At 53.3% G+C, this 23252-nt stretch carries 22 protein-coding genes; 12 read left to right on the top strand and 10 right to left on the bottom strand.

Translation table 11 applies throughout. The features are described 5' to 3' along the window. Positions 1-78: 78 nt before the first annotated feature. From BIS10_RS06390 to BIS10_RS06380, 3 genes are all read right to left on the bottom strand, one after another. A complete protein-coding gene (locus BIS10_RS06390) occupies positions 79-360 on the bottom strand; it encodes a hypothetical protein (RefSeq protein ID WP_044627975.1) in 282 nt (93 codons plus the stop codon). A 135-nt stretch (positions 361-495) separates the two neighbouring features. Further along, positions 496-1677, bottom strand: a complete 1182-nt coding sequence (locus BIS10_RS06385) for a 1-acyl-sn-glycerol-3-phosphate acyltransferase (RefSeq protein WP_083023833.1) — start codon at positions 1675-1677, stop codon at positions 496-498. Positions 1678-1735: 58 nt separating this feature from the next. Continuing rightward, positions 1736-2674: a recombination-associated protein RdgC gene (locus tag BIS10_RS06380; RefSeq protein WP_074210628.1), complete on the bottom strand. Its 939-nt coding sequence runs from the start codon at positions 2672-2674 to the stop codon at positions 1736-1738. A gap of 166 nt (positions 2675-2840) precedes the next feature. Between BIS10_RS06380 and BIS10_RS06375 the strand changes: the two genes are divergently transcribed. The 8 genes from BIS10_RS06375 to BIS10_RS06340 all read left to right on the top strand — a co-directional run bounded on the left by BIS10_RS06375 (position 2841) and on the right by BIS10_RS06340 (position 13822). Next, positions 2841-3275, top strand: coding sequence for a thioesterase family protein (locus BIS10_RS06375; protein ID WP_083023830.1), 435 nt, complete (start codon positions 2841-2843; stop codon positions 3273-3275). Positions 3276-3440: 165 nt separating this feature from the next. Next, a complete protein-coding gene (gyrA, locus tag BIS10_RS06370; RefSeq protein ID WP_083023828.1) occupies positions 3441-6140 on the top strand; it encodes a DNA gyrase subunit A in 2700 nt (899 codons plus the stop codon). After that, positions 6124-7227 (top strand): 3-phosphoserine/phosphohydroxythreonine transaminase, encoded by a 1104-nt coding sequence (gene serC, locus BIS10_RS06365; protein WP_253503561.1) that lies wholly within the window; start codon positions 6124-6126, stop codon positions 7225-7227. Before gyrA ends, serC begins: the two co-directional genes overlap by 17 nt. 5 nt (positions 7228-7232) lie before the next feature. Next, entirely contained in the window at positions 7233-8324 is a 1092-nt protein-coding gene (pheA, locus tag BIS10_RS06360; protein WP_253503559.1) for a prephenate dehydratase, read from the top strand. Next, complete coding sequence (locus BIS10_RS06355; protein WP_253503556.1) at positions 8321-10609, top strand: bifunctional prephenate dehydrogenase/3-phosphoshikimate 1-carboxyvinyltransferase; 2289 nt, start codon at positions 8321-8323, stop codon at positions 10607-10609. The genes pheA and BIS10_RS06355 overlap by 4 nt, the downstream gene beginning before the upstream one ends. Beyond that, the gene (gene cmk, locus BIS10_RS06350) at positions 10599-11288 is read left to right on the top strand and encodes a (d)CMP kinase (RefSeq protein WP_253503553.1); all 690 of its coding nucleotides are present in this window, start codon (positions 10599-10601) and stop codon (positions 11286-11288) included. The genes BIS10_RS06355 and cmk overlap by 11 nt, the downstream gene beginning before the upstream one ends. A 184-nt stretch (positions 11289-11472) precedes the next feature. Then, positions 11473-13152 (top strand): 30S ribosomal protein S1, encoded by a 1680-nt coding sequence (rpsA, locus tag BIS10_RS06345; RefSeq protein WP_253503550.1) that lies wholly within the window; start codon positions 11473-11475, stop codon positions 13150-13152. Positions 13153-13447: 295 nt separating this feature from the next. Further along, positions 13448-13822 (top strand): histone-like nucleoid-structuring protein, MvaT/MvaU family, encoded by a 375-nt coding sequence (locus tag BIS10_RS06340; RefSeq protein ID WP_044627966.1) that lies wholly within the window; start codon positions 13448-13450, stop codon positions 13820-13822. A gap of 142 nt (positions 13823-13964) precedes the next feature. On the opposite strand, the gene BIS10_RS06335 is transcribed toward BIS10_RS06340, so the two are convergent. After that, positions 13965-14816, bottom strand: a complete 852-nt coding sequence (locus BIS10_RS06335) for a helix-turn-helix transcriptional regulator (RefSeq protein ID WP_253503547.1) — start codon at positions 14814-14816, stop codon at positions 13965-13967. A gap of 371 nt (positions 14817-15187) precedes the next feature. Between BIS10_RS06335 and BIS10_RS06330 the strand changes: the two genes are divergently transcribed. Continuing rightward, entirely contained in the window at positions 15188-15532 is a 345-nt protein-coding gene (locus BIS10_RS06330) for a hypothetical protein (protein WP_054641180.1), read from the top strand. Here the strand turns inward: BIS10_RS06330 and BIS10_RS06325 are convergent. Genes BIS10_RS06325 through pilB form a run of 6 tightly spaced genes read right to left on the bottom strand, consistent with a single transcriptional unit; the run spans position 15529 to position 21172 of the window. Next, positions 15529-16398: a DNA replication terminus site-binding protein gene (locus BIS10_RS06325; RefSeq protein ID WP_253503544.1), complete on the bottom strand. Its 870-nt coding sequence runs from the start codon at positions 16396-16398 to the stop codon at positions 15529-15531. The two genes, BIS10_RS06330 and BIS10_RS06325, sit on opposite strands and share 4 nt — an antisense overlap. Before the next feature lie 15 nt (positions 16399-16413). Next, the gene (gene yacG, locus BIS10_RS06320; RefSeq protein WP_083023823.1) at positions 16414-16647 is read right to left on the bottom strand and encodes a DNA gyrase inhibitor YacG; all 234 of its coding nucleotides are present in this window, start codon (positions 16645-16647) and stop codon (positions 16414-16416) included. 11 nt (positions 16648-16658) lie between these two features. Then, entirely contained in the window at positions 16659-17258 is a 600-nt protein-coding gene (gene coaE, locus BIS10_RS06315; protein WP_083023821.1) for a dephospho-CoA kinase, read from the bottom strand. A gap of 43 nt (positions 17259-17301) precedes the next feature. Continuing rightward, positions 17302-18147: an A24 family peptidase gene (locus BIS10_RS06310; protein ID WP_083023820.1), complete on the bottom strand. Its 846-nt coding sequence runs from the start codon at positions 18145-18147 to the stop codon at positions 17302-17304. Between the two features lie 29 nt (positions 18148-18176). Further along, on the bottom strand, positions 18177-19406 hold the full coding sequence (locus BIS10_RS06305) for a type II secretion system F family protein (protein WP_253503542.1): 1230 nt from the start codon (positions 19404-19406) through the stop codon (positions 18177-18179). Positions 19407-19414: 8 nt separating this feature from the next. Continuing rightward, positions 19415-21172, bottom strand: coding sequence for a type IV-A pilus assembly ATPase PilB (gene pilB, locus BIS10_RS06300; protein WP_253503539.1), 1758 nt, complete (start codon positions 21170-21172; stop codon positions 19415-19417). 231 nt (positions 21173-21403) lie between these two features. Here pilB and BIS10_RS18890 point away from each other — a divergent pair, with 231 nt between their 5' ends. From BIS10_RS18890 to BIS10_RS06280, 3 genes are all read left to right on the top strand, one after another. Continuing rightward, the gene (locus BIS10_RS18890; RefSeq protein WP_139794403.1) at positions 21404-21928 is read left to right on the top strand and encodes a pilin; all 525 of its coding nucleotides are present in this window, start codon (positions 21404-21406) and stop codon (positions 21926-21928) included. 124 nt (positions 21929-22052) lie between these two features. Further along, positions 22053-22484: an anti-virulence regulator CigR family protein gene (locus BIS10_RS06285; protein WP_253503536.1), complete on the top strand. Its 432-nt coding sequence runs from the start codon at positions 22053-22055 to the stop codon at positions 22482-22484. A gap of 65 nt (positions 22485-22549) precedes the next feature. Further along, positions 22550-23252 (top strand): inositol monophosphatase family protein (locus BIS10_RS06280; protein WP_253503533.1); only part of this gene is annotated, 703 nt, incomplete at its 3' end.

Genomic DNA, 23252 nt, shown 5'->3' with positions numbered 1-23252 from the left:
AAAGACGGCGAAGGGGAGGTGCTTCGCCGGTAATGTCATGTTAATGCATACAAATAGCCAGAGGCTCAGCCTGACAGACTAGTAGAGCGCTTGCTCTTCTTGAACTACTTCACGCAGCAATTCTAAAAATAGCTTGTCTGCTTCCGAGTGCTCTGCCGGGTCTTCAGGAATATGCACACTGGTGGTATCTGAAATCTCATTGGCAATACGTGCCATCACGGCGGGACTACTGCCTTCAATCAGTTGCTGGCGTGCAATAGCCAGCGACTGCTCTAGAATTTTAGGGTCTTGCAGAAGCTTGCGAATAAAGCCGCGTAGCTCGTTGATAATACGTGTTTTTTGAATTTCTGATGCGGACATAGAGAGTCTCCTTAAGACCGCGCCTGATGAAGCTACCAAGCGAGACCAATGAATGCCTTGACCATAGCACTTTTTCGAGCTGCGAGCATGCGTTGATCATTACGCTTAACTAGGTAAGCCGCTGCATGTAAGCCTTTATACGCTGAGTCGCCCCGCCTTATGTTTCACCGGGTTGGCATACTGCTCCAGCCAGTAAGGTTGCAACTCGTCTGGAACACTTGCCAGTCGTGCTTTGAATCGCTCCCGGTCTTGACGGGTAATAGACTTACGAGCGACCAGCTCCGGCGATTCACCCAACGCTTCAAGCGCCAGATAGTGGCTGGGAAAGAGGCGGTAACCACCAATCACCTGGCGGTCAATTTCAGCGGCCACTTCGTCAGGTGTCGCCATATCAGCACCCACCGGCGTACCAAATTTTAGCTGAACGCGGCCTTTAGAGCCGGTAATGCCAGAAACAATTGAGCGGATGTCTTCAAACTCACTCTTGGCGTAGCTACCCTGGGTGGCGATATCATGCAGTTCCTGGGCTTTTTGCAAGTCGCAGGGATCGTACTCGTAGCTAATCGATACAGGAACGAGCTTCAGCTCGGCAATGGCATCGCCAAAGACCATATCTCGCTCTGCATGGCGCTTTGCCATCGTGAGCATTTTGATAATGGCGGGGTCGGTGCGGTCAATGCCGTTTTTAGCACGACCTTCGCGCTGGGCCATCCAGATAGAGTGATTGTCTTCGGTAATCGAGTGGCGAATGTAAGACGACAGCTGCTGATAAGCGGCCAACATGGCCCGCTTTCCGCGTGCGCTCCGCGGCACAATAAAGCTTTTGTTCAGCCGCATCAGGTCGGTTACATAGGGCTTTTTCAGCAAGTTGTCGCCAATCGCAATACGTACCGTATCTCGGCCTGCCTGGTAAAGCGCGTAATTAACAAAGGCGGGGTCCAGCGAGATATCGCGATGATTGCCGATAAATAGATAAGCGCTGTTGTCGTCGAGTTTGTCTAATCCCGAGACCTCAAAGGCATCCGTGGTGGTGCGGATCATGCGCTCCATATAGCTTGCAATGCGCATTTGAAATTCGCGAACGCTGGTAACACCCTTTACTTCACGGCGAATGGCGTGGCCTGCCAGGGCTCGCGCTACGGGCGGCGCCCATTTGGCCATGCGCGGCAGCCTAAAGCGGGTAAGCGCGTCAAGCAGTTCACTATCGTGAGAGAGCCGTTCAAGAACATCGGCCACCTCATGATCCATATAGGGGCGAATGTCTGCCCATGGGTCGTTGGTGGTGTCAGTGTTGGGTGCGTTATTGTGATGAGTCATGCGATCCGTTGGATATAAGCAAAAATAATCGGGTTGCTGCGGCTTAAAATATAGAGCGTTAGGTATCTTGCTGAGCCGTCGGTTCCCGCTGAGTTTCGCCACCAAGCCATTCCAGCAGGCGGGTAACATCGTCAGAAAGCGCTTGGGCCATCAGAATAAAGTCGGTTTCCAGGCGGGCTAGCGCATCATCGCCGTCGTCGGCATGGTCGGCTTCTTCAATCAGTGCGTCGCCAAAGCGCAGCGACTTCAGCGCTAAATCGTCATGTAGCACAAAGCTTAGGCGGCCTTCCAAGCTGATCGCCAGTTTGCTGGCCTGGCGTCCGCTCTCAAGTAGCTGCTGAATTTCATCGCTGTCTAGGTCAACTTGCCGTGCGCGTAGCACGCCATCGTCGCCTTTTGCCTTGAGTTCCACTTGGTCGCCGAGCTGTAGGTCGCTTGGGCGGCTAGATGGGTCGCCTAACCAGGTAGTCATGGCGCGTATCGGCAATGTTTGGCTGCTCAGTGGCGTAGCTTTTAAGCTGCCGAGTGTCTCACGCAGCAGGTCCAATACATCTTCTGCTCGGGTGCGCGAGCTAGCATTAACGCCAATGAGCTGGCGCTTAGTGTCCCACCATAAGTCAATTTTCTGGCTGCGGACAAAGGCGCGGGGCATGAGTTCTTCGGTGACCTGCTCTTTCAGCGCGGTCTTTTCCTTGCGCGTGACTTTGCGTCCCTCACTGGCCTCGATGTCGGCGACTTTTTCGTCGACTTCTTCTTTGACAACCGACGCGGGAAGCAGGCGCTCTTGGCGTAGGGCAGAGAGTAAGCGGTGCCCCTGAATTTCATGCAGACGCTGGTCGCCACCTAGCCGCCCCGCAGGCGCTGTCCAGCCTAAGCGGCGTGCATCCGCATTGCCTAGCGGCTTGGCCGCGTGCTCATCCAATGCGTTGGCCAGAGTTTGGCTATCTAGCTCGGGAGCGCCGTGTAGGCGATATAAATGCAGGTGCTTAAACCACATGTCACCGATCCTATGAAAAAGGTGGCACATTATGTCGAAACGCGGCCTTTCCTACCAGCACCTTGGTGCAGCGACTTGCTGTTGCACGAGTTTAAAACTTGTGTTTGATTTGCAGAGTATTAATGATTCCTTGCCCATTTTGTAAAGAGTGAATAGAGAGGTTGCTATGTCTGAGTCGATTTCCCACGTCAGTATGCGGGTCCGTGGTTACCACCTAGATGGCTATGGTCATGTCAACAACGCGCGTTATCTGGAGTTTATGGAGGAGGGGCGCTGGGCATTCTTCGATGAGCACCCTCGGCTTATCCAGCAGCTTCACAGCGCTGGGCGGGCATTCGTGGTGGTTAATTTAAACATCGACTATCGCGCGGCGGCCGTCCAGGGTGATGATTTGCAGGTATTAACGGGCATCGTCGACGTTGGTGAGCGTAGTGCTCTTTGCCACCACCGTATCGTGCGTGCAGATGGCACCTTGGTTGCCAAGGCAGACCTCACCTTCGTGCTGCTGGATGTGAAGGCCAATAAAGCCGCCGCCATCGAAGGTGAGGTGCGCGACGTGCTGCGGGGACTGATCGTGCCCAAAGAGGCGTTTACGGCCTAAATGGCAATGGCGGTGTCACCGACTGCCCTTGATGCGCATGCAGTGGTATGATGTCACGGTATCTGCGCGCCGCCTTCATGTACTCAGTCTCGTACGACGAAAGGCGGCATTTTCAAGCGCTTTCAACTCTCGCAGTGCCAATGCAGTGCAAAGGATCTGACTTTCATGGGTGACATCGCCAGAGAAATCTTGCCCGTCAATATTGAAGACGAGCTCAAACAGTCGTACCTCGACTATGCGATGAGTGTCATTATCGGCCGCGCGCTACCTGATGTGCGCGACGGCCTGAAGCCCGTTCACCGGCGTGTGCTGTTTGCCATGCATGAACTGGGCAATGACTGGAATAAACCGTACAAGAAGTCGGCGCGTGTCGTCGGCGATGTCATCGGTAAATACCACCCGCACGGCGACAGTGCGGTGTATGACACCATCGTACGGATGGCTCAGCACTTTTCCATGCGCCATGTGCTGGTCGATGGTCAAGGTAACTTTGGCTCCATCGACGGTGATAACGCGGCGGCCATGCGTTACACCGAGGTGCGTATGTCGCGCCTAGCCCACGAGCTGCTGGCTGACCTAGAAAAAGACACGGTCGATTGGGTCGATAACTACGACGGCACCGAGCGTATTCCTGAAGTGCTGCCGACCAAGGTTCCTAACCTGTTAATTAACGGGTCATCAGGTATCGCCGTTGGTATGGCCACCAATATTCCGCCTCATAACATGCGGGAAGTGATTGACGGCTGCTTGGCACTGATCGACGACTACACCTTAACCGTCGATGATCTGATGCAGTACATTCCCGGCCCGGATTTTCCTACCGGCGGCATTATCAATGGACGTGCAGGCATCTTGGATGCTTACCGTACAGGGCGAGGCCGCATTTACGTACGCGCTTGCCACACCATTGAGCACGACGATAAAACCGGCCGCGATCACATTATCATCACTGAGCTGCCTTATCAGGTGAACAAAGCCCGGTTGATTGAGAAGATTGCCGAGCTGGTTAAAGAGAAGAAAATCGAAGGCATTGCTGAGCTGCGCGATGAGTCGGATAAAGACGGCCTGCGCGTGGTGATTGAGATCAAGCGCGGCGAGTCCGGCGAAGTGGTCGTCAATAATCTGTTCGCCCAGACGCAGCTGCAAAACGTATTCGGCATCAACATGGTGGCGCTGGAGAATGGCCAGCCCCGCACGTTGAACCTCAAAGAGATGCTGGAAGCGTTTATTCGTCACCGCCGTGAAGTGGTGACGCGGCGCACGCTATATGAACTTAAGAAAGCGCGTGAGCGTGGCCATCTGCTTGAAGGTTTGGCCGTCGCGATTTCGAACATAGATGAAGTCATTGAGCTGATTAAAGCCTCGCCTAACGCCGCTGAAGCGCGTGAAAAGCTGCTGGCGAAAGTGTGGAAGCCTGGTCAGGTAACCGCGATGTTGGAACGTGCTGGCGCGACCTCCTGCAAGCCGGAGGATCTGGATGAAGGCTTTGGTCTTAATCCGTCAGCGACCGAATATCGGCTTTCCCCCGCTCAGGCGCAGGCCATTCTTGAGTTGCGCCTGCACCGCCTTACTGGGCTTGAAACCGAGAAGCTGCTGGATGAGTACCTCTCGATTCTTGAGAAGATCGCCGAGTTTACCGAAATTCTGGCTTCCGCTGACCGCCTGATGGAAGTCATCCGTGAAGAGCTGCACGCGGTGCGTGATCAGTTCGGCGATGACCGCCGCACGGAAATCCAAGCCAGCCACCTGGATCTTTCCATTGAAGACCTAATCGCGGAAGAGGATATGGTGGTTACCGTGTCCCGCTCTGGTTACGCGAAGACTCAGCCGCTGTCTGATTATCAGGCTCAGCGTCGTGGCGGTCGCGGCAAGTCGGCGACGTCCATGAAAGACGAAGACGTCATCGAGCACCTGCTCGTGGCTTCGACCCACGACACCGTGCTGCTCTTCTCTAACCGTGGCAAGGTGTATTGGCTGAAAGTGTACGAAATGCCCAATGCAAGCCGCGGCTCTCGTGGCAAGCCTTTGGTGAACATGCTGCCGCTGGAAGAGGGCGAATCGGTGAATGCCATTCTCCCGGTCCGGGATTATGACCCTGAGCATTACATTTTCTTCGCCACCGCAAATGGTACGGTCAAACGTACCAGCCTTGAGCAGTTCTCTCGCCCGCGTAGCGTTGGCCTGATTGCGATTGACCTGGAAGAGGGTGACCGCTTGGTCGGTGCTGCGATTACATCGGGTTCCGATCACGCCATGCTGCTCTCCTCGAATGGCAAAGCGATTCGCTTTGAAGAGGGCAATGTGCGCGCGATGGGCCGTACCGCTCGCGGCGTACGTGGTATGCGCTTGGCAGGCGATGCGGAAGTTATCAGTCTGATTATTCCGAAGAGCCAGCAGATTGATGCCGAAGCCGATACCGACGCTGAGGTAGCTGCGCAGGCAGAGGCGGTGGAGCAAGCCCAGGGCGAAGGCCAGATTTATATTCTGACGGCCAGTGAGAATGGCTACGGCAAGCGCACCCGACTGGAGGAGTTTCCGCTGCGCGGCCGTGGCGGCCAGGGCGTCATTGCGATGCAGACCAGCGAGCGTAACGGCTCATTGGTTGCCGCTATGCAGGTGTATGACAGCGACGAAATGATGCTGATTACCGATCGCGGCACGCTGGTGCGTACTCGCGTGGAAGAGGTGTCAACGACTTCGCGTAATACTCAGGGTGTGATGCTGATTCGCTTGGGTAAAGAAGAGAAGCTGGTGAAAACCGTACGCGTTGATGAGCCTGAAGAGTCCGATGTTTTAGAGGCAGGCGAGCCAGCAGACGCAGACAATGGCGCACAGGAACCGGGAACCGATGACACGTCATTATAACTTTTGTGCAGGGCCTGCGGCCCTGCCAACCGCCGTTTTAGAGCGAGCGCGTAACGAATTGCTTGACTATCAGGGTCGTGGTTTGTCTGTGATGGAGATGAGCCATCGTAGTGATGAGTTTATTGCCATTGCAGAACGTGCCGAGGCAGATCTTCGTGAACTGCTAGCAATTCCCAGCAATTACCAAGTGCTCTTCTTGCAGGGCGGCGCAAGCATGCAGTTCTCGATGCTGCCGATGAATTTACTGGGCCAGGGCGGTAGCGCTAACTTTATCCAAACAGGCATTTGGGGAAAGAAAGCGTTAAGTGAAGCCAAGCGGCTTGGCTTCAACTGCCATGTGGCTGCCAGCAGCGAGGCTAATGGTCACACTGCCGTGCCTGATGAGGCGTCATTATCAATCACCAATGACGCGGCCTATCTGCACTACACGTCGAATGAAACCATTGGCGGTTTAGAGTTTGATTACACGCCCCAGATAACCCGCGCTGACGGTGCAGCCGTGCCGCTGGTGTGCGATATGTCGTCGAATATTCTCTCTGGCCCGATTGATATCAGCGATTTTGGCGTGGTGTACGCTGGCGCGCAGAAAAATATCGGCCCGGCGGGGTTAACCATCGTGGTCGTACGTGACGATCTGCTAGGTAAAGCTCCTAGCACGATTCCATCACTTTTTGATTATCAAATGCTGGCGGAAGCGGGCTCTATGGTGAACACCCCGCCCACTTATGCCTGGTATCTATCGGGCTTGGTTTTCCAATGGCTTAAAAATGACATCGGTGGCTTAGATGCAATGGATGCGCTGAATCAGCGCAAAGCGCAAAAGCTTTACGCTACCATTGATGCCAGCGCCTTCTACAGTAACCCTATCGCCGTACCTAACCGTTCGCGTATGAACGTACCGTTTGTGTTGGCGGATGCGCGTTTGGATAAAGCGTTTTTACAAGAAGCCGATGAGGCAGGCCTGCTAAACCTTAAAGGCCACCGCAGCGTAGGTGGTATGCGCGCCAGTTTATATAACGCCGTACCAGAAGAGGCGGTCGATGCCTTAATCGCCTTTATGGCGGATTTTGAACAACGAAGAGGCTAACCATCATGTCCGATACGCCGATCAATTTAGATGACTTGCGTCAACGTATCGACCAGTTGGATGGCGATATTCTGCGCTTGATCAGTGAGCGTGCCAGCTGCGCCCAGCAGGTGGCGCACGTTAAGCTCGCCCAAGATAAAGATGCCGTGTTTTACCGCCCAGAGCGCGAAGCCCAGGTGTTACGGCGCATTATGGCGCTTAATAAAGGCCCGCTGGACGCTGAAGAGATGGCCCGCCTGTTCCGCGAGATTATGTCGGCCTGCCTCGCGCTGGAGCAGCCGGTAAAAGTGGCCTACCTAGGGCCGGAAGGCACTTTCACCCAGCAAGCGGCGCTCAAGCATTTTGGCGAAAGTGCGGTAAGCCTGCCTATGGCCGCTATCGATGAAGTGTTCCGCGAAGTGGAAGCAGGCGCGGTGAACTATGGCGTGGTGCCGGTGGAAAACTCCACTGAAGGGGTGGTGAACCACACGCTCGATACCTTTATGGACTCTTCCATCAAGATTTGTGGTGAGGTAGTACTACGCATTCACCATCATCTCTTAATTAGCGAAACAACGCGCAAAGACAAAGTCTCGCGTATCTACTCGCACCCCCAGTCGTTTGGCCAGTGCCGTAAATGGCTAGATGCTCACTATCCTCATGCGGAGCGTGTGCCAGTCTCTTCCAACGCTGAAGCGGCTAAATTGGTGAAAACCGAATGGCACAGCGCGGCGATTGCGGGCGACATGGCTGCCAAGCTGTACGGCTTAGAGCGCATTGCCGATAAAATCGAAGACCGCCCGGATAACTCCACGCGCTTTTTGATTATTGGTAATCAAGATGTGCCTATGTCAGGCGAAGACAAAACCTCCATTGTGGTGGCCATGCGTAACCAGCCAGGCGCGCTGCACGATTTGTTGGAGCCGTTTCATCGCCACAAAATCGATTTAACACGCATCGAGACTCGCCCTTCGCGTACAGGCGTATGGAATTACGTGTTCTTTATTGATTTTAAAGGCCATCGTGATGAGCCGGGTGTGGCCGCTGTGCTTGAAGAGGTGCGCCTGCGCGCTTCTGAATTGCGCGTGTTGGGTTCTTACCCTCAGGGCGTGCTGTGACGGTGTTAGCACAAAGTGCTGGGCGTGTGGCGTGTCATGAATCGCGTATCTTAATTGTTGGGCTGGGCCTCATTGGCGGTTCGTTAGCGGCAGCTCTACGTGCCTCCGGCTATCAAGGGCGTATCGTCGCCTGTGATCCCAATAAAGATGAGGTAGCGCTAGGCATAGAGCTTGGGCTGGTAGACGCTGGCGGCACTCAACTAAGCGAGTTGCTTGATGATGTTTCCATGGTCGTATTGGCGGTGCCGGTGCTGGCCATGGAGAGCGTGATGACCACGTTGGCCCAGGCGCTACCTAACGCTTCCGTTGATGTAGTGATCACCGATGTGGGCAGTACAAAAACTACTATTCGTGACTGTGCTGAACGAGTATTTGGCCGCGTGCTACCCAATATAGTCTTGGGGCATCCCATCGCGGGATCAGAAAAAAGTGGCGTGGCTGCTGCTAATCCGTCGCTTTATGTCAATCACAAAGTGATTCTGACGCCCGAACCTAACGTCGATGCTGATGCACTAGCACGCGTGGAAAAGCTCTGGCAGGCGTGTGGTGCAGAAGTCTTGCAAATGAGCGTCGAGCGCCACGATCAGGTGCTGGCACGTACGAGTCACCTGCCGCACCTTTTGGCGTTCTCTCTAGTGGATACGCTGGCGCGTCAGGATGAGCGGCTGGATATTTTTCGTTACGCTGCGGGCGGATTTCGTGATTTTACCCGTATTGCAGGCAGCGACCCGGTCATGTGGCGGGATATTTTTATCGCCAACCGAGAAGCGGTGCTGTCGTCACTAGACGACTTTGAAGCAGGGTTAAAGCGTCTTCGTTACGCCGTTGAAAGCGGTGATAGCGATGCGCTAATTGCAACGTTTGATCGTGCCAGCCACGCGCGACACTATTTTGATACGTTATTGAATAAAACCAGTTATCAGGCGGAATATCATATGCAACCACACGGTAAAGTGACTTATCGCGTGCAGCCGGGCGGCCAAGCGCAAGGCCGTCTTCGCGTGCCGGGCGATAAATCCATGTCTCACCGCTCCATTATGTTGGGCGCCTTGGCAGAAGGTGTTACCGAGGTAAAAGGCTTCCTGGAAGGTGAAGATAGTCTGGCAACGCTGCAGGCCTTTCGTGAAATGGGCGTGGCGATTGAGGGGCCGCACCAGGGGCGAGTCACTATCCACGGTGTGGGCATGCAAGGTTTGAAAGCGCCCGCAGGGCCGCTCTATGTAGGCAACTCCGGTACGGCTATGCGGCTCTTTGCCGGTTTGCTGGCGGGCCAATCTTTCGATAGCGAGCTGACCGGTGATGAGTCGCTCACTAAGCGGCCGATGGGGCGTGTGGCAGATCCGCTGCGTCTGATGGGCGCTACCATCGATACCGCCGAAGGCGGCCGTCCGCCGTTAAAGATCCACGGCGGTGCGCCGCTGAAAGGTATTCACTACGACATGCCGATGGCCAGCGCGCAGGTAAAGTCATGCCTGCTGCTTGCTGGGCTCTATGCCGAAGGTGAAACCCGCGTGCGCGAGCCAGCTCCTACCCGTGACCATACCGAGCGTATGCTTAACGGCTTTGGCTACCCCGTTTCCCGGGAAGGGGACACCTGCTGGCTGCAGGGGGGCGGTAAGCTGACGGCAGGGCCGATTGACGTGCCTTCCGATATCTCTTCCGCCACGTTTTTCCTCGTCGCGGCGGCCATTACGCCGGGCTCGGATATCACGTTAGAGCATGTAGGTATCAATCCAACCCGCATTGGCGTGATCAATATTTTGAAATTGATGGGCGCCGACTTAACGCTTGAAAACGAGCGTGAAGTGGGTGGCGAGCCAGTGGCGGATATTCGTATTCGTTACGCGCCCCTAAAAGGTATTGATATTCCCGTCGATCAAGTGCCGCTGGCTATAGATGAGTTCCCGGCGCTATTTATCGCGGCGGCCAATGCTCATGGCACGACGCGCCTGCGCGGCGCGGAAGAGCTGCGGGTGAAAGAGTCCGACCGTATCCAGGCCATGGCCGATGGCCTTGCGGTGCTTGGCGTTGAGCATACGGTGGTGGAAGACGGTATCGATATTATCGGTAACGGCAACGACAGCGTGCCGAGCTATGGCGGCGGCCGTATCGATAGCTTGGGTGACCACCGTATTGCTATGGCGTTTGCCATTGCGTCACTGCGTGCAAGCGACGAGATTGTTATTGACGACTGTGCGAATGTCGCTACCTCGTTCCCCGACTTTGTCGCGCTGGCGCAGCGCATCGGCATGGGCGTTAGTGTGGAGGGTGCCAATGGCGTCTAAGGTACCTGTGCTGACAATCGATGGCCCCGGCGGTGCCGGTAAAGGCACGATTAGCAGCCTCGTGGCCGAGCGTTTAGGTTGGCACCTATTAGACAGTGGGGCACTTTATCGTCTAACGGCCCAGGCGGCTGTCAAGCATCATATCGCCCTAGATGATGAGGCGGCACTGGCAGCGATTGCCACTGAGTTAGATGTTGCCTTTCCTGTGGTAGATGGTCAGCCTTGCACCCTGTTAGAGGGCGAAGACGTTGGGCAGGTGATTCGTACCGAGCAAGCGGGTGAACTTGCTTCTCAGGTCGCAGCACTGCCTAGTGTGCGCGCAGCACTACTTCAGCGCCAGCGAGATTTTTGCCAATTACCTGGGCTGGTGGCAGACGGCCGCGATATGGGAACTGTCGTATTTCCCGAGGCGCCGTTGAAGGTTTTTCTCACCGCCAGCGCTGAAGAACGGGCTCGCAGAAGGCATCTACAGTTGCAGGAAGCAGGGGTGGATGCTAGTCTGTCGAGTCTTTTAAAGGAGATTCAGGCACGCGATGCACGCGATACGCAGCGCAGTGTGGCTCCTCTCAAGCCGGCAGATGATGCCATTACGCTTGATACCACGCGCCTGAGCATACCGGAAGTGGTTGATCGGCTGACCGAACTGCTTGCCCAACGCGGCATGTCTAACGGCATTTGATTCTCCCTTGCGGCGTTTTTGGAAAGGTGTCACGACGTGGCAGGGCGATAACTCCATATCAGTGAGCCCGGTCAGGTCTAACCAGCGCTAACGCCTCCAAAAGCAGAGTGACATTAGGCCCGTACTCGCTGGTGGTACGGAGAAGGCAGTTATGCCTCAACAACGTTGATCACGTAGGAAAACCATGAGCGAAAGCTTTGCTGAACTGTTTGAACAGTCTCTTAACGACATCAACATGGAGCCAGGCGCTATCGTCGCGGCTCAGGTTGTCGACATTGACGGTGACTGGGTTACCGTTAACGCTGGTCTGAAATCCGAAGGTCAGATCCCTGCGGCACAATTCCGCGATGAGAATGGTGAACTGACCATCGCTATCGGTGACGACGTTCACGTTGCACTGGAAGCCGTTGAAGATGGCTTCGGTGAAACGCGTCTGTCCCGTGAAAAAGCCAAGCGCGCAGAAGCTTGGAAGATTCTGGAAGCAGCCTTCGAGAAAGACGAAATCGTCAAGGGCGTGATCAACGGTAAAGTCAAAGGCGGCTTCACTGTCGACGTCGACTCTATCCGTGCCTTCTTGCCGGGCTCTCTGGTTGACGTTCGTCCGGTTCGCGACACTGCGCATCTGGAAAACAAAGAGCTGGACTTTAAAGTCATCAAGCTTGATCCGAAGCGCAACAACGTCGTTGTATCGCGTCGTGCCGTGCTGGAAGCAGAAAACAGTGCTGAGCGTGAAGCGCTGCTGGCCACTCTGCAAGAAGGTCAGCAAATCAAGGGTATCGTTAAGAACCTGACTGATTACGGCGCCTTCGTTGATCTGGGCGGCGTTGACGGCCTGCTGCACATCACTGATATGGCTTGGAAGCGTATCAAGCATCCGTCTGAAATCGTTGCCGTTGGCGACGAGATCAACGTCAAAGTGCTGAAGTTTGACCGTGAGCGCAACCGCGTTTCACTGGGTCTGAAGCAGCTGGGCGAAGATCCGTGGGTCAACATCAAAGAGCGTTACCCGGAAGGCATGAAAGTGCACGCTGTGGTCACTAATCTGACCGATTACGGCTGCTTTGCTGAGCTGGAAGAAGGCGTTGAAGGTCTGGTTCACGTGTCTGAAATGGACTGGACCAACAAGAACATTCATCCGTCTAAAGTCGTTCAAGTGGGCGATGATGTTGACGTGATGGTTCTTGATATCGATGAAGAGCGTCGTCGTATTTCTCTGGGTATCAAGCAGTGCACTGCTAATCCGTGGGAAACGTTCAACGCTGAATACAACAAGGGCGACCGTGTTTCCGGTACCATCAAGTCAATCACTGACTTCGGTATCTTCATCGGCCTTGAAGGCGGTATCGACGGTCTGGTTCACCTGTCCGACATCTCCTGGACAGAAACAGGCGAAGAAGCCGTTCGCAACTTCAAGAAAGGCGACGAAGCAGAAGCCGTTATTCTGTCTATCGACCCGGAGCGTGAGCGCATCTCCCTGGGTATCAAGCAAATGGATTCCGATCCGGTTGCTGAGTACCTGTCAGTGAATGATAAAGGCAGCATCGTTACTGGACGCGTCGTAGAAGTTGACGCTAAAGAAGCACACGTTGAGCTGGCAACTGACGTTATTGCCATTCTTAAAGCGTCTGAAATTAGCGCAGACCGCGTTGAAGATGCACGCAATGTGCTGAACGAAGGCGACAGCGTTGAAGCGCGTATTGTCAGCGTCGATCGTAAGAGCCGTCAGATCAATCTGTCGGTGAAAGCGAAAGAGCAAGACGACACTCGTCAGAACCTGAAGAAACTGCGTGACCAAGAGCCGGAAGCAGCAGGTGGCCCGACCACTATCGGTGATCTGATCAAGCAGCAGATGGGTCAAGACTAAATTATTAGTTTTTTCCTACTAAAGCGCCGCCCAAAAGGGCGGCGTTTTTTTTGCAAAATTTTACACACTTTTCTTTGTTGGCTTAGTCAGAAGTAAGTGGATGATTGGGTTAATAAGCAAAGGCTTTAAAGCGCTATTGTGGATTGTAAAATTGTTTAGTAAATGGACCAAAATGAACTAGACTGTTGTCAATTACAAAATTTAAGGCAATAATGTGTCCGCATCCTGAACTAATCGGTATTGAGTTGCCCAGCTGAATGCCATCGCAGTTAAAACCAAGCTAAAAGGATTTCCTATGTCACTGTTAAACGACTACATTCAAAAAGAGCAGCAGCTTAAACAGCTTCAAGAAGAGCTGCAGCGTCTTGAAGGCGACCAGCGCCTGAAAAGCGAGCTTGAGTTTAAAGCTAAACTTGAAGCACTGATGAACGAGTTTGGTAAGCGTCCTGCAGATGTAATTGCGCTTTTGGATCCGACTACTGATCAGCGCAGTGCCAAAGCAGCTCCAGCCGCCTCTACTCGCCGTAAGCGTCGTTTAAAGATCTATAAGAACCCGCATACTGGTGAAGTGATTGAAACCCGTGGTGGGAACCATAAAGGTCTGCGTAGCTGGAAAGATGAGCATGGTGATGAAGCTGTCGAGTCCTGGCTCGTACGCATGGAAGACTAAGTAGTTTAACCGGCATTTCTAATAGAAATGCCGGTTTTGTTTTTAGAGGGTTAGTTTCCAGCAGCGACCTAGAAGACTGGCTTGGAAGTCAGCAGGGTTTGGCACTGCGGACTAGTCGGCCACTAGTTCAGCATCAACCAGTTCAATAGATGTGCGTTGCTTCTCTCAGTAGTGGCACCCGCAGCTCTAAGTGATCGGGGTGCCATAAAATCCGTGGGGATTCTCCACTAATGTGAAAGCGATGCTGTTGATTGAGCAGCTGCAGTAGCGTTGATGTCAATGCATCTGATAGCTCATCAAAATCATCAAAGCAGGTTTTTGCATAGTGTTGTGCAGGAATTTCAATGCGCCGGTAAGCAACTGGTAGGGCTAAATTTTCTGTATTTGCTGTGTGGGCTAAATAGAGACCAATGTCAGTTCTTGACTTGCGTACCTTAGCGCCTGCCTCAAGGGCGTCAACTTTGTCTGCGAGCAGGTCAGGTAGCGCTACTGTAGGTGTCGCATGCCCCAGTTGAGCCACAAAGCAGGGGAGGTGGTTAGCATGGTGCGACATATTGCCTAGGCCAGAGATAGCATTTGGAGCTTTATAGACACGCGTAAAAACAGCCTGGCGTGGACGGCTCTTTTCGATAGTAGTGGTAAACTGTTTTACAGGTAACGCTAGGTGGCGCATGCTGCTAAAAGATTGGCGATAATGCCTAGGCGTCAGCTGATAGCGCCGCTGAAATGCGCGCGAAAACGATGAATGGTTTGCATACCCGCAGCGAATGGCAATATGCGCTATATTTTGTGGGGTAAGCGATAGCAAGACCGCTGCTCGCTCTAAGCGCCTCTGCTCACGATAAGCGCTAGGAGAGGTGTTGAAGCAGTGACGAAATTGCCGCCGTATCTGTGACGCTGAATATCCCAAGTGATTAGCAAGGTCTTCTATACTTAGCGATTGATCAAGCGTGTCCTGTAGCCAGATCTCAGCTCGCGACATTGCATTGAACATTATCTGGCCTCCCATGCGTGAGTCATACAGGTCAGTTGATAGCTTGCCTGTAATGCACCCTCCCGGTGCTTGTTGTTGCTGGTAACCTGGTGGTCCATGACTTTTATCGTTGCCACCAGTGTTTGAGTGTTATCTACAGAGCGGCCATCCATGGCTCGTGATGGAACGTGATGCGTTTGACGTTCGATAGATAGCCGGATAATCATTATTACCGATTAGTGGCTTCATCACGATGGTGTCTTTATGCTGCTAAGCTGAAGCAAAGGCAAGTTTGCTATGGGAGTTTACGCGTTTGTGCACAGTTTTTTTGTAAATAAAGTCTGTTTTGCAGACATATCGACCATCCCAAGTAAGGTGTAAATGAAACATCGATGAAATATCAAAAGGTTCAAAAACAACTGGATGAGCGTGAAAAGCTGCGTAAGTTTCGTGAGCTGGATGACGCCTTTGCGCAAGCATTGCGTCAGTTGGAAGATCCTGATAGTGACTTTGATATTCCAACAGGGCCCCCTGTACGCTCTTTAGCGGCGCTCGAGGCTGATGATCAGGCTGAGCGGCAGAAGGAACAGGATCTGCTGTTCAGCCAGCGCTTAAAGGCCTTGCTGAAGGAGTATGATTTATCAGAGGGTGGGGTAAGCGAACTGATACAGACGCTATTGGCCTACGGCCTATGGGAGATGGATCGCATGCCCGCCCAAAGTGACAGTGGGCACTAACGGTAGCGATATACCCGCAAGCTGGGTAGAAATACGTCACTCTCCAGCTTTTCATCCCGACGCTTTGCCCGCGTACGCTGCGCGGGCGGCTCTAGGGGCGGCATTTTAATATGTGGCAAGCGATTTTCAGGGGCGGGAACAATAAGCGGCATGGCAATATTTAATGCGCGCCGGGTATGGCCGTCTTCTAGTGGTTCTGTAAAAAACAGGTTGCCGCGCATGAGCGGGGCTTGGTTTTGTACCTGTGCTAGCGGTTCGCTGCTTGGTATTCCCGCTAGTCTACGTAGCTGAATGCGGATATGTGGCGAGTCGGTATCTAACTGCAGTAGTTTCTGCTCAGCCTCCTGAACTGTGATGCGCTTGATAGAGCGCCCGCTGCTGTACCAAGCGAACCGAACTCTTGCGACAGGTGCTTCTGCAATAGGTAGCTGTCGCCAGCACTGTTTTAAATGCAGCCTAGCAAGGCCGCCCTGGCGAAGCACTGTTTCTACTTCAGGGTGGCGCTGTGGAAGGCGGTGTTTGGCTTCGCTGAGTGCGTTAGGGTGGCTTTGTTTGATTCGTTGGAGCAGCTCGCTTATCGCCTTTTTGGCAGCATTGACCTCTTGGAATGCTGATATAAGTGTATCGTCAGCGGCAATAAGAGCGATGTAGTTGCGAGTCTCACGGCCGTCTTGATTCTGCTGATGCCACATATCCAGCAATGCGGCCCGTAGCCACCCCGCATTGCTTAACCCATCAAAACGCCAGGTAGCGGGCGTTTTCGCTTCATATAACGTAGCGGCATGATGAATGGTGTTAATGAGTTGATCAAAATGATCATCTAACTCATGGAGTAAGCGATAAAGCGGGCGCGAGGTGTCGGTCATTAGCGGTACGCTGTGTTAAGAGAGCGGAGCATCTTTGTCGGCCTGAGCTAGCAGGGTTTCAATATCTGCTTCGTCCATAGCGGATTCACCTGAAATACGGTGGGACTCTTCTGCCCAGGCACCTAAATCTAGCAGTTGGCAGCGCTTACTGCAGAAAGGGCGGTAATGGCTTTCGGGGGCCCAGGGCACCCGTTTGCCGCACTGTGGGCAATCTACTTCCAGCGGTGCATCATTAGCGGGAATGGGCATGGTGGGCTCCTTTATGATGTTTTGCTGTTTCGGTAACGCTGATCTAGCGTACTTACTTGTTGCCGAGTGAAGTCGAGGCCCTGACTGTTATCAATGACATCGTCTGCACGTGAGAGGCGTTCGTCTCGAGGCAATTGGGCGGCGAGGATAGCACGCACTTGCGTTTCGCTCACCTTATCCCGCGCCAGTGTCCGGGAGATTTGCTCGTGTTCTGGAACATCAACCACCAATGTACGGTTCACCAAGGCATCCTGTCCTGATTCAAACAGTAACGGCGATACCAATAGCACATAGGGCGATGTTGCGCTCAAGCGCTCAAGGTGTGCAAGTAAACGCTCGCGAATGCGAGGATGAGTAACGGATTCAAGCCACGCGCGCTGAGTAGGGTCATCAAACACAATTTGGCGTAACGCAGCCCGATTAAGGCTCCCATCTTCATTAATAACCTGCTCACCGAAGCGCTCGGTAATTGCCGCTAGAGCAGGCTCACCTGGTGCTACGACTTCACGAGCAACGTCATCGGCATCCACCCAGCCCGCTCCAAGGTCTCCAAAAGCGCGGGCAACGGTGGATTTTCCTGACCCGATACCGCCAGTGACACCAATAATCATGTGATTCCTTTAAAGGCTATCAAAAACAAAGGTAGCAGACTGATTAATAGATGAGCGCCAGATAAAGTGCCATCAGCTCATCGCCCACCAGTAGCCCTATCCATCCAGCCAGCGCTAAAAATGGCCCAAAGGGGAGAGGCTGCCCGCGTAAGCGGGGTGATAGTGCTTGGGCTACTAGCCCACAAATAGCGCCTATGCCTGCCGAAACAATCAGTAGTAGCGGTAGCATGCTCCAACCAAGCCAAGCGCCTAAGGCGGCTAGCAGTTTGAAGTCGCCAAAGCCCATTCCCTCTTTGCCAGTTACCAATTTAAAGAGCCAATAAAAGCTCCACAATACGAGATAGCCAGCCATCGCTCCCCATACTGCGCTAGGCAGCATCACCGGCTGAAAGAGTAGTTGGTAGAGTAGGCCCGCCCATAATAGCGGTAGGGTAATAATGTCGGGCAGCAAATAAGTGCGTAGATCTATCACAGTTAAGGCTAGCAGCGCCAGACATGCACCGTAGATGAACAGGCTAGCTACGCTAGGACCGTGCAGTGCCAAGACGGCTACAGCAAGCACTCCACCCATTAACTCTACAACTGGGTATTGGGGGCTGATGCGGGTTTGGCAGTGGGCGCAGCGGCCGCGACGCTTTAACCAACCTACTAGTGGTAGATTGTCGTGCCAGGCAATGGCATGTTCGCAGCTTGGGCACATAGAGGGTGGGTAAGCGAGGTTAAAACGCGGTGCAGGCTCCGTGGGTTGCTCAAGCGACTCCAGCGCCTCGTTGCGCCACTGGCGCATCAGCATAACGGGTAAGCGAGTGATCACGACGTTTAAAAAACTGCCTAAGCAAAGGCCTATCACCAATGCAGACACATACAAAAATGTTGGCGGTAAGCCCATGGTGCTCCTAATTGAGTCTCAAGGTTAGGTTATAGCGCCGTACCAATTTCAAATATCGGCAGGTACATTGAAACGACAACGCCACCCACCAGGACACCGAGTACCACAATAATAATTGGCTCCATAAGTGAGGTTAGCGCATCCACTTTGTTATCTACTTCTTCTTCATAATAGTCAGCCACGCGGTTAAGCATGGCATCTAGCGAGCCCGCTTCTTCGCCAATGCTCACCATTTGTACAGCCAATGCAGGGAATCGGTTGGTCATGCGCATGGCGAAGTGGAGCTGTTGGCCCGTAGTGACATCTTGGCGCACTTCATTGATTGCTTTGCTGTACACACGGTTATCCGCAGCACCAGCGGCAGTTTCCAAACCTTCAACCAACGGCACACCAGAGGCAAAGGTTGTCGCTAGGGTACGAGTGAAGCGGGAGACGGCTGACTTATGCATGATATCGCCAATGATGGGTAGCTTAAGCAGCAAACCATCTAGCCGATAAGCGACCTTAGGCGAGCGCCGCGCAGCGGCTTTTAAAAGCATGATGCTTCCCACTAACGCGCCGAGGGCATGGAGCCAATACTGCTGCGCCATCTCAGAAAGGTTAACGGTAAACTGAGTAAGGGCGGGTAGCTCAGCACCAAAACCCTGGAACATACTCTCGAACTCTGGCACTACCTTGATTAACAGCAGCATAGTGACCCCAATACCAATAGCCATAACGGAGGTCGGGTACCAAAGTGCTTTTTTCACTCGATTTTTAAGCGACTCCACTTTCTCTTTGTAGCTGGCAATACGCTCCAGCATTTGGTCGAGCGCGCCAGCCTGTTCGCCTGCATCGACTAAGTTTACAAATAGTCGATCGAACTGTCTGGGGTGTTTGGCCATGGCCCCAGAAAGGCTATCACCCGAAGAGACGTCCTCCATAATTTGCTGTGTTAGCGCCACCATCGCTGGTTTTTTTAGGCTTTCTGAAACGGCCTGCAGCGCCTGCAAGATAGGAATGCCCGCTCGTACCATGGTGGCCATTTGGCGAGCAAAGACCATGATATCGACATTGGTGACCTTGCCTCGGCCGCTGAAGCTGCTGCGCTTTTGGACTTTGCTAGCAACAATACGCTGTTTGGCGAGCTGCTCTACAATATCCGCCTTGGTACGGCCGATGAGTTCGCCACGCATAGGCCTATCTTGGGGGCCTTTACCAGCCCACTTCCAGCGGTGCAGCGGAGCGGGCTTGGCGCGGCGTGCTTTGGCTCTAGCCATTCGCTGGGTTACTCCTTACTGATTCGGTTAACTTCATCTAGACTTGTGCTGCCATCAAGAACGCGGCTTAGGCAGCTTTGGTAAAGGCTAGGGTAGCCTTCCCGGCGCGCTTGCTGGTCGATTTCAATGGCATTGCCATCGCGCATAATCAGTTGGCGCATCTCGTCGGTAATCGGCATTACTTCATAAATGCCAAGCCGCCCTTTATAACCCTGAGTACATTGCTTACAACCAACCGCCTTATAAATAGTGGCATCGCGAATATCTTGCTGGTTGAAGCCTGCTTTACGCAGTGCCTCGACAGGAATCTCAGCGGGCGTTTTGCACTGATGACACAATTTACGGGCTAGTCGCTGAGCAATAATTAAGCTGACTGAGCTGGCAATGTTGTAAGTAGCGACCCCCATATTGGCAAGGCGTGTTAGCGTTTCCGCCGCCGAGTTAGTGTGCACGGTTGAAAGCACCAAGTGGCCAGTTTGAGCCGCTTTTACGGCGATCTCAGCGGTTTCTAAATCACGAATTTCGCCTACCATCACCACATCAGGGTCTTGGCGCAAAAAAGCACGGAGAGCGCTGGCGAAGTCGAGGCCAATTTTGGGGAGTACGTTGACTTGGTTAATGCCTGAAACTTTAATTTCTACCGGGTCTTCAGCCGTGCAGATATTGCGCTGGGTTTGGTTGAGAATATTGATGCCGGTATACAGAGTGACGGTTTTACCACTGCCGGTTGGTCCAGTCACCAAAATCATGCCTTGGGGCTTTTTAAGCGCGTTCTCATAAGCAGTTTGCTGTTGAGGGCTAAAACCAAGCTGGTCAATACCCAGTTGTGCGGATGTGGGGTCCAATATTCGCAGAACGATTTTCTCACCCCATACCGTAGGCAATGAGTTGACACGGAAATCAATCGAACGGGTTCGTGAGAGCTGCAGCTTGAGCGCGCCGTCTTGTGGCAGGCGTCGTTCGGAGATATCTAGCCGGGACATAATCTTCAAACGCGCGGCAAGACGGTCTCTTAGGGCAAACGGCGGGCGAGCAACCTCTACCAACATGCCATCGACACGAAAGCGTACACGGAATTGGGTTTCGTAAGGCTCAAAGTGAATATCCGATGCCCCTCGACTAATGGCATCTAGGAGGATTTTATTGACAAATTTAACAACGGGGGCGTCTTCGCTGTTTTGCTCGGCTTTATCCAGGGCAACTTCATCGCCATCCGCGTTTTGGATGATATTAAGCCCACTGACCGCATCATCAACGTTTTCCAGTTCCTCAAGCATGCTGCGCTCATTTTGCGCGAGATACTGGATTAAAGTGTTACGAAGCTGATCAGCGGGTGCTAGTACGCCATCTACACTTAGGCCGGTGGCAAACTGTAGTTCATCCAGCTGTGTTAAGGTGGCTGGGTAGGGCACGGCCACGGTAAGCCGGTGTCCATGCCGAGCAAGGGGAAGAATATCCAGCCGTTGTAGAATTTTTACGGGGTAGTCATTAGCAGGTGGTAGGGCGTTAACACGGATAGCTTCCAGATCAATGACAGGTAGGCCATACTCCCAGGCCGCTGCAACGGCCGCTGCATTGGACTCAACTAGCCCGCTATCCACCACATGCTGTAGAAGCGAAATTTCTAAATCCGCAGCCGTGCTTTCCGCAACGGTCGCCTGGGCATCGGTTAGCAGGCCGTGCTTGACCAGCCGTTTGGCAATACCGCGCAGCCCCCCATGGTGGGCCGCATGGCTAAGGGTGGACTCCGGGGTGATTTGGCTCATAGCTGACTCGGTGGCTAGGCATATATGCTGAGTGTTGTACCATATTTACCCTATATGAGGTACTAGCCACCTCTAGGCTAACCGATGAAATAGGCTGCTACAGAGGCTCTAAACGGATGAGAAAGCTGGTTGCCATAGCCGGGTTCGTAAGCTACTGTAAGCCGTATGTTAGGCGACGGTTTAGTGAATCCTAGCCTACTCATAACCTCATCACCGCAAGGGAACCTCGCAATGCAAACTACTCAACCTAACCAACCCCGCCGCTTCAAGCAGCAGGGCTTTACCCTCATCGAGCTGCTGATTGTAATTGCGATCATCGGTATTCTTTCCGCTGTAGCTGTGCCTCAATACCAAACGTATACACAACGAGCAGAGGCAACATCGGCATACTCCACTCTAAGCTCACTTCAGACTGGTTTTGACGCCGCTTTGGCTTCTGGAGTTGATCCCGATGAGGAGTTTGATGCTACTGATGGCAATGATGCTTTTGAAACTTATGTAGGCTTTGACGAAGAGGAGTTGAGCGGTGGGAATACTGTTACATACACAGGCCTGGATACGACTATGCCGACAATAACTTTTAACTTTGGTTCTATTGGTGCTGCTGCAACCAGTGGAACGGATGGAGCGGGTGATACATCCGCTTCTAACACTATGGCTGTAACTCGTACTGCTAATGGTGGCTGGACTTGTGCAGCCACTATTGAAGACAATATTCGTCCGCGTGGCTGTCAAGAAGATACAGAACAAGAGTAATTAATATTTGTTTGCTTAAAACAGCCGCTGACTATGCGGCTGTTTTTTATTTCCACACTCCCTGCGTATTTGCCTTATACACTCAAAGCTCCTAGATAGATTAAATGCCTTGAAGGAGCCAGTTATGAGACCCATCACCTTAGGCGTTTTACTCGCCACTCTGTTTTGGCATACAGCCGCTTCCGCACAGCCTGCCCATGCGCCTGCTCACGGTGCGCGAGACCACGGTAATGCCAAGCATCATCATGAACAGCGCCACCAGTATGAGCGCGACCACCGATATGTCGATTTGCCGCGTATTAATGAACGTGAGCTACTTAGCCTGTTGCGCCAGTACGATGCCCCCCGCGCTGAGCCGCTGCCGCCAGGCATCCAGCGCCGATTAGAGCGCGGTAAACCGCTTCCTCCAGGCATTGCTAAACACTTTGATGGGCCGATTGCCCGTGAGCTGCCTCGTTATCCCGGCTACGAGTGGGAGCGTGTAGGGGCGGATGTGGTCTTGATTGAAGCGGCTACCAGGGTGGTTGTAGACGTGCTGGTAGACGCTTTGCGCTAGCCCCCGAAAAGTGCAGCGTTTATGCTGGGTGAATGGTGGAATTTATCCAATGAACAGGAGCACTTATGGCTAACATCCCTCTAGAAGAGCGCCTAGCGCTGGCAATGGCGATTGCGGAAGAGGCCGGGCAGATGATTCGTGATGCCCGCGAACAGCAAACTTTTAGCCAGCGTTTAAAGGCGGGCATTGAGCTCGTGACCGATGTGGATGTTGCCGTCGATAAGCTGATTAGCCAGCGTTTGGAAGAGCACTTCCCCGGTGAGGCGCGCTTAAGCGAAGAGCTAAGCCCAGAAGAAGCGCTACACAACCCCGCCGAACAGCTATGGGTGGTTGACCCTATCGATGGCACGGTGAACTTTGCTCAAGGCCTGCGCCATGTGGCAGTTTCTATTGGCTGGATTGAGCAGGGGGTAGGAAAAGTGGGAGTGGTTCATGCGCCATTTCTAAATGATACCTTTAGTGCTGCTCAGGGCTTAGGGGCGTTTTGTAATCAGCAGCCGATTACACCAAGCGGTGCGGATTCGCTGGAAAGCACCTTGGTAGGCACTGGCTTCCCTTATGATAAAACAGCACGGAAGCACCTGCTGCGCCGTTTGGAAGCTACGTTGACCCACTGCCAAGACGTACGCCGCAATGGCTCAGCGGCCTTAGATATTTGTGATGTCGCCTGCGGGCGGTTAGATGCCTACTATGAAACAGTTTCGCCCTGGGATTTTGTAGCGGGCTGGGTTATCGCCCGGGAAGCTGGTGCGCGTGTAGGGCATCTAG

The sequence above is a fragment of the Halomonas sp. 707B3 genome (genome assembly GCF_024158645.1).
Classification (GTDB): domain Bacteria; phylum Pseudomonadota; class Gammaproteobacteria; order Pseudomonadales; family Halomonadaceae; genus Vreelandella; species Vreelandella lionensis.
Note: the sequence above shows the minus strand (reverse complement) of the source record. Positions and strands in the feature narration are given on the sequence as shown.